The organism is Limnohabitans sp. T6-5 (genome assembly GCF_003063315.1).
Lineage (GTDB): Bacteria > Pseudomonadota > Gammaproteobacteria > Burkholderiales > Burkholderiaceae_C > Limnohabitans_A.
Window position 1 is genome coordinate 107,360 of record NZ_NERV01000005.1, and the last position, 12,773, is coordinate 120,132.

Genomic DNA, 12,773 nt, shown 5'->3' on the forward strand with positions numbered 1-12,773 from the left:
AGACACGATTTCGGGCGCGACAACAGACACAGGCTCACCTTGGGCTTACAGGTGAGCGTCGTTGTGCAATGGACAAGCCCCAAGCCTGACCTGCTGCGCCTGTAAGGCGGCGGGCTGCAACGCTCCTTGGGGAAGGGTGGATTTTAACCGGACGCCTGAAAGGGAGCCCCGAAACCCTATTTGCACCAAGATGACAGGTTTGAAGGTTTGAAAACCGCACAATGAGGCATCGACATTGAAGACACCATGACCCTCGCATCCAACCCATTCGCCCTCCAAGGCGCTTCCAACTTCCGCGATCTGGGCGGTTACCTGACCGCAGACGGTCGGCGCGTGCGGCGTGGGCAGGTGTTTCGCTCGGACCATCTGGCGGGGCTGAGCGATGCCGATGTGGCGCGTTTGCAGGCCTTGGGGGTGAGCCACAGTCTGGACTTTCGGGGGGTGGCGGAATACACGGTCACGCCTTATGACATTCCGGGCGTTGAGCGCGTGGCCCTGACGATCGAGCCCACGGTGATCGCCCGCATGCAAGCGCTGGTGGCGCAAGGTATTGTGCCCACCACCGAAGAAACGGTGGAGCTGATGCGCGAAACCTACCGGGATTTTGTGAACCACAACGCGGGCACGTATGGGCGGTTCATGAAGCACTTGCTGGAGCAGCCCACACCGCAGGTGTTTCACTGCACAGCGGGCAAAGACCGCACGGGTTTTGCGGCGGCGCTGGTGCTGTCAGCGCTGGGTGTGGACCGTGCCACCATTGAGCATGACTATCTGTTGACCAACCAACTCTACCGCCGCGACCCGAGCCTGGAAGGCAAGGGCCATCCGCATGTGATGAAGGTGCTCTGGCAGGTGCAGCCCGAGTTTTTGCAGGCGGCGTTTGAAGCGGTGGACGCGCAGCACGGGGGCATGACGGACTATTTGCACGGGGCGATTGGGCTGTCACCACAGGAAGTGGACGAATTGCAGCGCATGCTGCTGGAAGATTGATTCTTTGGTGGGAGCGAGCCCCTGCTCGCGAAAGGTCGCCTTGCCACCGCACGCATTCGGCCGCAGCGGCGGCCTCCTGTAAAAAAGACAGGGCTTCTTGCCCTCTTGCTTGCAGACCCCGTCTTTATCGCCAGTTCTAAAGATCAAGCCGTAGGCAAGCGGTGATCCCGGAACTGTTCACGCAGCTTGGTCTTGAGCAGTTTGCCCGTAGCCGTGTGCGGCAAGGCGTCAACAAACACGACGTCGTCGGGCAGCCACCATTTGGCAATGCGCGTCGACAGGTAATCGAGCAGCTCTTTGGCCTCAACCTGCGCACCTGCACGGCGCACCACCAGCAAGAGCGGGCGCTCTTGCCACTTGGGATGCGCCACCCCGATCACCGCCGATTCGGCCACTCCGGGGTGCGAGTTGGTGGTGTTTTCCACATCGATCGATGAAATCCATTCGCCGCCAGACTTGATCACGTCCTTGGCGCGGTCCACCAGTTGCAGGTAACCGTCGGGGTCGATGGTGGCCACGTCACCCGTGGGGAAGTAACCCTCGTCGTCGAGCACCTCACCCCCCTCGCGTCGGTAATACCCACTGGCAATCCACGGGCCGCGCACATGCAGGTGCCCAAAAGCCACGCCGTCCCAGGGCAGGGCTTGGCCATTTTCATCGACGATCTTCAAGTCCACGCCCCAGACGCCACGGCCTTGCTTGAGCTTGGTCTTGATCAGGTCTTCGGCAGGGACATTCGCGTGCTTGAGCAGCAGCTTGCTGATCACACCAATCGGGCTGGTCTCGGTCATGCCCCAGCCTTGCACCACTTCGGCACCGAACTGGTTTTCGAAGCGCTCGAGCATGCCACGCGCCACTGCTGCGCCGCCAATGCCGATGCGCTTGACACCCAGCGATTTGGGGTCCAGGTGCGGGTTCGCGTCCAGGTACTGGAACAGCATCATCCACACCGTGGGCACGCCTTGCGAGAACGTCACCCGCTCCTGCTTCATCAAGTTGTAAACGCTCTCACCGTCCAAGTGCGGGCCAGGCAGCACCAACTTGGCTCCTACCATGGCCGCGGCATACGGCATGCCCCAGGCATTGGCATGGAACATCGGCACGATCAAGAGCAAGGTTTCCGTCGAGCTGACGCCAAAGGTGTCGGGGGCCAACTCCATCAGCGTGTGCAGCAGTGTGGAGCGGTGCGAATACAAAACGCCTTTGGGGTTGCCCGTGGTGCCCGAGGTGTAGCACAGCGAAGACGCACTGCGTTCGTCGAATTCGGGCCAGGTGTACTCGCTGCTTTGCGAAGCCATCAGGTCGTCAAAGCACAGCACATTGGGTACGCCGATGTCGGGCATGTGCGCCTTGTCGGTCATGGCCACAAAAGTCTTGACGGTCTTGAGCGAGGGTGCCAGCTGCGCCACCAGTGGCGCAAAGGTCAGGTCAAAAAACAGCACCTGATCTTCGGCATGGTTGACGATGTAGTCCACCTGCTCAGGAAACAAGCGCGGGTTGACCGTGTGCAACACCGCGCCGCAGCCCGACACGCCGTAGTACAGCGCCAGGTGTCGGTAGGAGTTCCAGGCCAAGGTCCCGACACGGTCCCCCTGCTTGACCCCCAGCACCTGCATGGCCTGAGCCACTTGCCGGGACAAGGTGCAGACGCCCTTCCAGGTGGTGCGGTGCACACTCCCTTCGGGCAAGCGCGACACGATTTCGGTGTCCGGGTGAAACGTGGCTGCGTGCTCGATCAGTGAAGAAATGAGCAGCGGGCGGTCTTGCATCAGGCCTTGCAACATAAAGGTCTCCTGGAGTTTTGATCAAGGCGGGAAGACCACAAGGGCTTCCCGTCCAAGGAGGCCTTAACCGGCCGTTGCCGGCAAGATGGTTTCGTAAACCTTGCCGTTGAAGCGCTGCAACGCCTTCTTCTGGATGGGGAAGAAATCGTCGGGTGCAGTCTTGATGTCAATGCCGGGGTACAGCATGGGTGGCGTGAAGTTCAGGTTGGCCGCCTGCTTCATGATGTTTTCACGGGTGAGGTTGTCGCCCGCCATGCGCAGCACCTGCACCATGGTCGCGGCGGTCGAATAGCCATTGGCATTGAGTGTGTCTTCAGGATCGCCCGAGGGGTAGTACTGTTTCATCGTGGCCGCGTATTCAGCGACATCTTTGTTGCCAGCAGCTGCTGGATCCAAGGGGGTCAGCAAGTAGGTTGAAGAGATGATGCCTACGGCGTTTTCAAGCCCGGCAGGCTTGAGCACAGAACTGGCCGACTGCGACACGCTCACCAAGTACTGGGTGGGCTTGAAACCGATTTCGGCCGATTTGCGGATGGCCTGCGCTGCAAATTTGGGGGTGGTGATGCTGACAAACACATCCACACCGGCCGACTTGAGCGTCACCATCTGGCTGTCGATGGTGGGATCGCTCACCTCGTAGGTCAGGTGCTGGGTGACCATGGTCTTGGCCTTGTCGCCCAGACCATCGAGCAGGCCTTTCATGTAGTCCTTACCGAAGTCGTCGTTTTGCATGAGCACGCCGATTTTGGCGTTGGGCTTGGTCTGCAAAATGTGCTTGGCATACAAGCGGCCTTCGGCCTGGTAAGTGGGCTGCCAGCCCATGGTCCAGGGGTTGGCCTTGGGGTCGCCAAAACGGGTGGCCCCGGTGTTGATGAACAACTGGGGGATTTTTTTGGCGTTGAGGTAACGCTGCACCGCGATGTTTTGCGCCGTGCCCAGCGAACCAAACATGAGCAGCACTTCGTCTTGCTCGACCAGCTTGCGGGTCTGCTCCACAGACTTGGCCGGGTTGTAGGCATCGTCGAGCGTCATGAAGTTGATCTTGCGGCCATTGATGCCCCCTGTGGCATTGACCTTGTCAAAGTAAGCCTGCATGGCTTTGCCAACAGTGCCGTAGGCCGAAGCGGGGCCGGAATACGGGTTCAGGTTGCCCAGCTTGATTTCGGTGTCGCTGGCACCCGGGTCGTATTTTTTCTGGGCATGCGACACCAAAGGGAAAGCGCTGGCCAGCAACATGCCGGCACCGAGTTTGAGGGACCGGCGCAGACCGGCATCAAAAGATTTGGACATGTTGTCTCCTGGTCGTTGTGATTGAACTGAATCAGGCGCTGAAACACCGCCGCCGAAGGCCTCGTGCTTTGTGCGTCACTTGCATCGTAGAAACCTGACCACTTGGGGGCATCGTCGGAACTGACGATATTGCAAAGGCTTCAGCGTGGCGGGAACTTGGGCTCGCGTTTTTCGAGGAAGGCGCTCACGCCTTCGGCAAATTCAGGCCGGTCGATCAGCTCGCGCTGGCGCGAGGCCTCATAGTGCAACTGCTCTTGCAAGCTGGCACTCTCGGCGTGGTCGTAGGTGCGCCGGATTTCATGCGCTGCATGGGCGGGCAGTTGCGCCAGACGCTGCGCCAAGGCCTGGGCCTGCTCCGCCAGTTCGGCGTCTTCCACGCAAGCCCAGATCAAGCCCCAGTCCAGCGCCTGTTTGGCCGGCAGGCGCTCGCCCAGCAAGCTCAGGCCCACGGCACGGGCACGCCCTGCCGAGCGCTGCAAAAACCAGGTGCTGCCCAGGTCCGGCACGATGCCCAAGCGCGGCATGAAGGGCAAATAAAAGTAAGCCGACTGCGCCGCGACCACAATGTCTGCCGCCAGCGCCACGCCCACACCTGCGCCTGCGCAGGGGCCGTTGACCGCGCTCACCACCGGAAACGGCAGGCTGCGGATGTCTTCGATCAGGCGGTTGGACAGCGCCTCCATGGCGTCGGCCGTTTGCTCGCCCAGGCTTTGGTCAGAAGGTGGGCGCATGCTGCCCAAATCGGCCCCCACGCAAAAGGCCTTGCCCATGCCGGTGATGACCAATGCCCGCACCGAGCGGTCTTCACGCAGGACTGCCAATTGCTCACGCATCGCCACTTGCAGCGGCTGCGCCAAAGGGTTCAAGCGTTGCGGAATGTTCAGCTTGAGCCAAGCCACATCGCCTTGGCGCTCCAGCAGGATAGGGTGGTCATCGGCCATGGTGTCTCCAACAAATCAGTGGCTTCGGGCAGCCCGCCAGGCCTGCAGCTTGCGCAGCAGACCCACCACGCCGCCGGGCATGACAAACATCAGCAAGATCAGCACCACGCCATACACCGCCCAAGGCGCGGCCTTGGACACTTTTTCGGCCAGGTTGGGCACAAACATGATGAAGATGGCCCCATACAAAGCACCCCAGAGCGTGCCCACACCGCCCACCACAATGCCCACCAGCAAAGAGATCGACAGGAACAGCGTGAACGAGTCGGGCGAGACAAACTGCACCGCAATCGCCGACAGGGCGCCGCCTACGCCGGTGTAAGCAGCCGACACGCCAAAGGTCATGGACTTGTAGTGCCGGTTGTCAACGCCCATGGCTTCGGCCGCCATGGCGTGGTCGCGGATGGCCCGCATGGCCCGGCCCGTGCCGCTTTGCAGCAGGTTGTGCGCGATCCAGAACATCACCACCGCCACCGCCAGGGCAAACAGGTACAGCCATTGGTCTTGCGTGAGTGGCAGGCCCCAAGGCGCATCAGGCTTCATCAACACAATGCCTTGCACGCCACCGGTCCAGGCTTCGAGGTGTTTGTATTTGAGCAGCTGCGGCATGGCCACACCGAGCGCAAAAGTGGCCAGCGCAAGGTACAAGCCTTCGAGCTTGAGCGCAGGTCGGCCAAACAGATAACCGATCAACAGGCACACCACCGCTGCGGCAGGCACCGTGGCCCAGTAGGGCACATCGGCATGTTCCATCAGGATGCCGGTGACATAGGCCCCCAGCGCAAAGAAGGCCCCGTGACCCAGCGAAATCTGACCGTTGTAGCCGGTCAGCATGTTCAGGCCCACCAGCGCGATCGCATAGGCCACCACCATGGTGGCCTGAAACAGCTGGTAGCCCTTGGCCACAAAGGCCAGGCCCACGGCCAGAATCAGCAGCACCAGCAAACCGGCTTTGACGGTGCGCTCCGACAAACCGGCAACGGCCGTCGGCAAAGAGGCGTTCAGGGTCGCACTCGGTTTCATGGTTCAGACCCTCGTCACAATTTTTTTGCCCAGCAGGCCCGAGGGCCGCACGATCAGCACCCCCACGATCAGCACCAGCGCCACCGTCAGTTTGAGCTCGGTGCCCACCACATAGCTGCCCATCAGGTTTTCCAGCACGCCCACAATGAAGCCGCCCAGCACCGCGCCCACCGGGTTGTCGATGCCGCCGATCAAGGCGCCCGCAAACGCGTAGAGCAAGACGCCGGTCATCATGTTGGGGTCCAGAAACACCACCGGGGCCACCATCATCCCGGCCACGGCACCAATGGCGCCGGCCAGGCCCCAGCCCAGCATCAGCATGCGCCCGACCGAGATGCCCACCAGGCGCGACGAGTTGGCGTTTTGCGCTGCCGCCCGCATGGCCAAGCCCAGGGGCGTGAAGCGGAAAAATGAGAACAACAGAGCCACCATGACCAGCGCCACAAAAATGGCCCCCACCTCGTGTGCCGACATGAGCTGCGAGCCATACCAAGCCCCCGCCGGAAAAGGACTGGGGAAGGTCTTGATGGTGTAGCCAAACAGCCAGCCCGCCAGGCTGTGGAAGATCACCAGCAAACCGATGAAGACCACCACCACCGACAACTCGGGCGCGCTGTGCATGGGCCGGATCACGGCAAACTCGATGGCCGCGGCCAGCACAAAAGACAGCACCACCGTCAGCGCAAAAGCCCCCCAATACGGCAGCCCCGCGTCCAGCAGCATCCAGGCCAGAAAGGTGGAGAACATGGCCATCTCGCCTTGCGCGAAGTTGATGTGGTGCGTCGCCTGGTAAATCATCACCAGGGCCAGCGCCACACTGGCATAAATACCGCCCGTGGCCAGACCGGAGAGTGTTTGGTGCAGCAATTCATTCATCGGTCAATCCCTTATTCGCCCAGATAGGCGCGGCGCACCGCATCGTTGCTGCGCATGTCACTCGACGGGCCGTGCAGCACCACGCGGCCGGTCTCCAACAGGTAGGCGGTGTCTGCAATGTCCAGCGCCAGCTTGGCGTTTTGTTCCACCAACAAGATGGACACCTTTTGCTCTTGGTTGATGCGCCGCATGATGGCAAAGATGTCCTTGACCACGAGCGGTGCCAAACCAAACGAGGGTTCGTCGAGCAACAGCAAGCGAGGCCGACCCATCAGAGCGCGGCCAATCGCCAGCATCTGTTGCTCGCCGCCCGACAAGGTGCCCGCCTGCTGGCTGGCCCGTTCACGCAGGCGAGGAAAGTAGCCGTAGACCTTGTCCATGTCTTCGGCTTGCCCCTCTCGGCTGGCGCGGCTGAACGCGCCCAGGCGCAGGTTTTCTTCGGTGGTCAGCGCCATGAAGGTGCCGCGCCCATCGGGCACATGGCCCACACCCAGGCGGGCAATCTGTTCGGTGTTGCGGCTGTTCAAGGCCACGCCGTCGAGGGTGATGCTGCCGGTGGTCTGCACCATCAACTGGCACAGCGCCCGCAAGGTGGTGGTCTTGCCCGCGCCGTTGGCACCCAGCAAGGCCGTGACCTGGCCCTCGGCCACGTCCAGGTTCAGCCCGTGCAGCACTTGGGTGTTGCCATAACGCGCATGCAGGTCGCGCACTTCCAGCAGCGTGCTCATGGCTGTCCTCCGCCGGGCCGTCCCAAGGTGGACAGGGCCCCCTCGGGGGGCAGTGCGTACACGCAGTGACGAACGTGGGGGTTCATTGTTCTTCCTCTGATTCGCCCAAGTAGGCACGGATCACCTCGGGGTGCTGGCGCACCTGCGCAGGCGTGCCCTCGGCGATCTTCTTGCCAAAGTTGAGCGCCACCACCCGGTCCGAAATGCCCATGACCAGGCCCATGTGGTGCTCCACCAGCAGCACCGTGACCTTCAGGCGGTCACGGATGTCGCGGATCATCTCGCCCAGGCTGTGCAGTTCTTCGTGGTTCAAGCCGCAAGCGGGCTCGTCGAGCAGCAACAACTGCGGCTGCGAGGCCAGGGCACGTGCCAACTCCACCCGCTTTTGCGTGCCAAAAGGCAAGTCGCCCACCACACGGTGGGCCTCGGCCTGCAGGCCCAAAAATTCGATCAGCTCATCGGCCTTGGCCGCCGCTTGCGCTTCCACTTGCGCCACACCGGGCAGGCGAAACGCATTGCGCAAAAAGCCCGCATGGTGCTGGCTGTGGCTGCCAACGAGCACGTTTTCACGCACCGTCATGGTTTTGAACAGCGCCAAGTTCTGGAAGGTGCGTCCGATGCCCAGACCGGCCATGCGGTGACGCGGCAACTGGTTGAGCGCTTGACCGTTCCAGGCGATGGTGCCGCTGTCGCACACATACAGGCGCGAAAGGCAATTGAACAAGGTGCTTTTGCCCGCGCCGTTGGGGCCGATCAGGGCACAAATCTCACCCCGATTCACGTCGAACGACACCCCGTCCAGGGCCACGATGCCGCCAAAGCGGACTGTGACACCTGAGATGCTGAGCAGGGGCTGGCCGGATTCAGGCGCGCTGCTGTGCATCACAGACGCTCGATGATGGTCACATTGGCCATGCCGCCGCCTTCGCACATGGTTTGCAGGCCGTAGCGCTTGCCCCGCTGAGCCAGCGCGTGCACGAGGGTGGTCATGAGCTTGGTGCCCGAAGCACCCAGCGGGTGGCCCAGCGCGATCGCGCCGCCGTTGACGTTCAGGCGCGCCGGGTCGGCCCCCAGCGCCTTGAGCCAAGCCAGCGGCACCGAGGCAAAGGCTTCGTTGACTTCGTAGAGGTCGATGTCGTCGATCTTCATGCCCGCTTTTTTCAGGGCCCGTTCGGTGGCGGGGATGGGGGCTTCGAGCATGATGACCGGGTCGTGGCCGATCATGGTCATGTGGTGGATGCGGGCCAGGGGCTGCACGCCCAGGGCTTTCAGGCCGCGCTCGTTGACGATCATCACGCCTGTAGCGCCGTCGCAAATCTGGCTGGCATTGGCGGCAGTAATGACACCGCCTTCTTGCAGCAGCTTGACACTCTGGATGCTCTCCAGCGACGCTTCGGCGCGGATGCCCTCGTCAGCGCTGTGCATCTCACCCGTTGCGCCGCCGTCTGCGGTGCGCACCGCCACGGGCAAAATTTCGTTCTTGAATGCGCCCGCCTGGGTCGCGGCCAAGGCGCGCTGGTGGCTCAGTAAGGCGTAACGGTCCAGCTCGTCTTTGCTCAGACCGTATTTGCGGGCCATCATCTCGGCGCCCACAAACTGGCTGAAGGCCACGTTGTTGTAACGCTGGTTGACCAAATCACTTTGGTAAGAACCCATGCCCGCCTTGGAGGCCAGCGACGAGGGACTGAACATGGGCACCCGCGTCATGGACTCGACGCCCGCTGCGATCACGATGTCCATCGCACCCGACATGACGGCCTGCGCCGCAAAGTGCACCGCCTGTTGCGACGAGCCGCACTGCCGGTCAATCGAGGTGCCGGGCACCGACTCGGGCAGGCGCGAGGCCAGCACCGCATTGCGCGCCACGTTGGTGGATTGCTCGCCCACCTGGCTCACGCAACCCATGAACACGTCCTCGATCAGCGCCGGATCGGCCTCGGTGCGGTCCACCAGGTCGTTCAGAACCTGCGCCGCCAGATCCACCGGGTGCCAGCCGGACAGGCGCCCGCCCCGACGCCCGCCTGCGGTGCGGGTGGCGGCGACGATGAATGCTTCAGACATGTTGTGTTCCCCGAAAGTTAGCCAATGAAGGTCATTCTGGTGTCCACCCCCGCCCACCCACATCGTCAGAACAGACGATTTTGGGCGAAACGGGCTAACAGAAAGCGCGGTGCGCAGCTCAGCGCGGTGCCATGCGGATGGCCCCGTCGATGCGGATGCATTCGCCGTTGAGGTAGCGGTTGGTGATCAGGGTTTCTGCAAGGTGGGCGTATTCGTGGGGCTCGCCCAGGCGTTTGGGGAAAGGCACCGTCGCGGCGAGCGCGGCCTTGACGTTGTCGGGCGCGGCTTGCAGCAACGGGGTGTTGAAGATGCCGGGCAAGATGGTGTTGACGCGGATGCCGTCGCCCATCAGGTCGCGGGCAATGGGCAGCGTCATGCCCACAATGCCCGCCTTGCTGGCCGAGTAGCTGGCCTGGCCCATCTGGCCGTCTTGGGCCGCGACCGAGGCGGTGTTGATGATCACGCCACGCTCGCCATCGTCTTGGGGCGTGAGGGTCAGCATGCCTGCGGCCGACTTGGCGATGCAGCGGAAAGTGCCCACCAGGTTGACCTGGATGATGCGGTCAAAGTTCGCGGTGGGGAAGGACCGGATTTCGCCCGTGGCCTTGTCGCGGCTGGCGGTCTTGATGGCGTTGCCCGTGCCTGCGCAGTTGACCAGGATGCGCTCCTGGCCCAGCGCCGCACGCGCTTTGGCAAACCCGGCATCGACCTGCTCTTCGGAGGTCACATCGACTTTGCAGAAGACACCCCCCAACTCTTGTGCCAGGGCTTCGCCCTGCACCTCGTTCAGGTCAAACAAGGCCACCTTGACGCCATGGCTGGCCAGTTGCCGGGCTGTGGCGGCGCCCAGGCCCGAGGCTCCGCCGGTGATGACGGCTGTCACTTGTGAATCGAGTTTCATGGATGTGTCTCCTGATGTTCAAACGGGGTAATAACGCTGGCCTGTGGCGGCCATCTCGCGCATGCGGGCGGTGGGGGCGTAAGCCGCGCCCAGGTGTTGCCAGCGTTCGCAGCGGGCCACCACTTCTGGAAGGCCCAGCCAGTCGGCGTATTTGAGTGGGCCGCCCGCGTAGGCCGGAAAGCCGATGCCCAGCAGCATGGCCATGTCCAGCTCGGCGGCGCTGCCGACCACGCCGTCTTCGAGCGCGTGCGCGGCTTCGACGAGCAGCGGCAGCATCATGCGGTCCTGGATGTCTTGCGCGCTGAAGTCTTTGACGCCCTGCGGCTGGATGGACGCCAGCAGCGCGTGGCTGTCGGGTGCGGGGCTGCGGCGGGGTTTGCCGGTGGGGTCGACTTCGTAGCGGTAAAAGCCGATGCCGTTTTTCTGGCCAAAGCGACCCTGGCTGGCCATCAGGCGCAAGGCGTCGTGTTCCAGGCGCGGCATGCGCTCGGGGTAACCGGCCGAGATCACATCGCTCACATGGCTGCCCGTGTCCATGCCCACCACGTCTTCGAGGTAGGCCGGACCCATGGGCCAGCCAAAGGCTTCCATCACCTGATCGACCTTCACAAAGTCCGCGCCGTCACGCACCAGTTCCAAAAAGCCGCGCATGTAGGCCGTCAGGATGCGGTTGACCAAAAAGCCCGGGCAGTCCTTGACCACGATGGGCACCTTGCCCATGGCGGCCGCGTAGCCCACGGCGGTAGACAAGGCCTCGGGCTGCGTGTGGCTGCCCTGCACCACTTCGACCAGCGGCATCACATGCACCGGGTTGAAAAAGTGCATGCCCACAAATCGCCCGGGGTGCTTCAGGGCCGCGGCCATGTCGTCGATGCGCAGGCTGGAGGTGTTGGACGCGATCACGGTGTCTACGGCCAGGTGCCCTTCCAGATCGGCCAGCACGGTTTTCTTGACGGCCAGGTTCTCGACAATGGCTTCGACGACGCAGTCAACTTGGTCAAACCCTTCCAAGCCCAGCTGCGGGGTGATCGAGGCCAGCACCTTGTCGGCCTTGGCCGCGTCCATGCGGCCTGCCTTGACCTGGCGCTGCAGCAGCTTGCCCGCTTCATTCATGCCTTGATCGAGCCCGCTTTGCTGGATGTCTTTCATGCGCACCGGCACGCCCTTGAGCGCGCTGGTGTAGGCAATACCCCCACCCATGATGCCCGCGCCCAATACGGCCGCACGCTGCACGGGACGGCCTGCTTTGGCGTGGCGCTTGGCGATTTTCTTGACCGCCTGGTCGTTCAAAAAGGTCTGCACCATGGCCACCGCCGCCTGAGTGCGTGCCACCTCGCCAAAGGCTTTAGCCTCCAGCGCCAGCGCCCCTGCGCGGTCACGCAAAGCAGCCTCGGCCATCATCTCCACCGCCATGCGGGCCGCAGGTTGGTGCGGCGCGCCGGTGCGTGCCAAGCTGTCCAACTGGGCGGCGCTCACCGCCTGCACCTCGCTCGCAGCCATGGCCACGGGCTCTCGCTTGCGCTGCTGGCGCGCTGACCAGTCCACCTCGCCTTGCATGGCGCGGCGCAGCCAGTCCAGGGCGCGTTCGCGCAGTTGTTCGGGTGGGGCCGTGTCGTCCACCACCCCGGCGGCCAGCGCAGCGGGGGCCTTTTGGGGTTTGCCGCTGGCCACCCAGTCCATGGCCGAAGCCACGCCCGCCAGGCGCGACAAACGCACCGTGCCGCCAAAGCCCGGGAACAAGCCCAGCTTGACCTCGGGCACACCCACCTGCGCCGTGGTGGACATGACGCGCAGGCTCCCCGACACCGCCATCTCCAACCCGCCGCCCAGCGCAAAGCCATTGATCGCCACCACGGTGGGCACGGGCAGGTCTTCAAACGCGACAAACACCTCGTTGCTGTGGGCCACACCGGCGGTGATCTGCGCCGCTGACTGGCTGAACTTGGCACCGAACTCGGTGATGTCAGCGCCCACGATGAACACGTCTTTGGTGCTGGTGACCAGCACGCCCTTGAGGCCCGGCTGGGCCGCCAGCGCCTGGGTCGCCTGGCGCAACTCGTTCACGGTGCGGTCGTCGAGCTTGTTGATCGACTCGCCTTGGCGGTCAAACAGCAGCTCAAACACCCCGGCCTCGGCCAGCGGAACAACTCGGATACTTTGGCCTTGAAACACTGAAACT

General features: G+C 63.0%; 11 protein-coding genes and 1 riboswitch. Of the genes, 1 reads left to right on the plus strand and 10 read right to left on the minus strand.

Annotated features, from left to right (window positions below):
* Positions 1–46: 46 nt before the first annotated feature.
* Positions 47–134: riboswitch (S-adenosyl-L-homocysteine riboswitch) on the minus strand.
* A 112-nt stretch (positions 135–246) separates the two neighbouring features.
* Positions 247–990 (plus strand): tyrosine-protein phosphatase, encoded by a 744-nt coding sequence (locus tag B9Z51_RS17380; RefSeq protein WP_108285658.1) that lies wholly within the window; start codon positions 247–249, stop codon positions 988–990.
* A gap of 143 nt (positions 991–1,133) precedes the next feature.
* Here the strand turns inward: B9Z51_RS17380 and B9Z51_RS17385 are convergent, their stop codons facing one another.
* The 10 genes from B9Z51_RS17385 to fadB form a co-directional block, all read right to left on the minus strand.
* Positions 1,134–2,774 carry a 3-(methylthio)propionyl-CoA ligase gene (locus B9Z51_RS17385; protein WP_108376432.1) on the minus strand — a complete coding sequence of 547 codons (1,641 nt, stop codon included), beginning with the start codon at positions 2,772–2,774 and terminating at the stop codon, positions 1,134–1,136.
* Between the two features lie 63 nt (positions 2,775–2,837).
* Entirely contained in the window at positions 2,838–4,064 is a 1,227-nt protein-coding gene (locus tag B9Z51_RS17390; protein WP_108376433.1) for an ABC transporter substrate-binding protein, read from the minus strand.
* A gap of 140 nt (positions 4,065–4,204) precedes the next feature.
* Positions 4,205–5,005 carry an enoyl-CoA hydratase-related protein gene (locus B9Z51_RS17395; protein ID WP_108376434.1) on the minus strand — a complete coding sequence of 267 codons (801 nt, stop codon included), beginning with the start codon at positions 5,003–5,005 and terminating at the stop codon, positions 4,205–4,207.
* Positions 5,006–5,020: 15 nt separating this feature from the next.
* On the minus strand, positions 5,021–6,028 hold the full coding sequence (locus B9Z51_RS17400) for a branched-chain amino acid ABC transporter permease (RefSeq protein ID WP_108376435.1): 1,008 nt from the start codon (positions 6,026–6,028) through the stop codon (positions 5,021–5,023).
* A gap of 3 nt (positions 6,029–6,031) precedes the next feature.
* Positions 6,032–6,904, minus strand: a complete 873-nt coding sequence (locus B9Z51_RS17405) for a branched-chain amino acid ABC transporter permease (protein WP_108285653.1) — start codon at positions 6,902–6,904, stop codon at positions 6,032–6,034.
* A gap of 11 nt (positions 6,905–6,915) precedes the next feature.
* A complete protein-coding gene (locus B9Z51_RS17410) occupies positions 6,916–7,632 on the minus strand; it encodes an ABC transporter ATP-binding protein (RefSeq protein WP_108285652.1) in 717 nt (238 codons plus the stop codon).
* Between the two features lie 82 nt (positions 7,633–7,714).
* Positions 7,715–8,515, minus strand: a complete 801-nt coding sequence (locus tag B9Z51_RS17415) for an ABC transporter ATP-binding protein (RefSeq protein ID WP_108285651.1) — start codon at positions 8,513–8,515, stop codon at positions 7,715–7,717.
* Positions 8,515–9,693, minus strand: coding sequence for an acetyl-CoA C-acetyltransferase (locus tag B9Z51_RS17420; protein WP_108376436.1), 1,179 nt, complete (start codon positions 9,691–9,693; stop codon positions 8,515–8,517). The genes B9Z51_RS17415 and B9Z51_RS17420 overlap by 1 nt, the downstream gene beginning before the upstream one ends.
* A gap of 118 nt (positions 9,694–9,811) precedes the next feature.
* On the minus strand, positions 9,812–10,594 hold the full coding sequence (locus tag B9Z51_RS17425; protein ID WP_108376437.1) for an SDR family NAD(P)-dependent oxidoreductase: 783 nt from the start codon (positions 10,592–10,594) through the stop codon (positions 9,812–9,814).
* 18 nt (positions 10,595–10,612) lie between these two features.
* Positions 10,613–12,766 (minus strand): fatty acid oxidation complex subunit alpha FadB, encoded by a 2,154-nt coding sequence (gene fadB, locus B9Z51_RS17430; RefSeq protein WP_108376438.1) that lies wholly within the window; start codon positions 12,764–12,766, stop codon positions 10,613–10,615.
* Between the last annotated feature and the right edge of the window lie 7 nt (positions 12,767–12,773).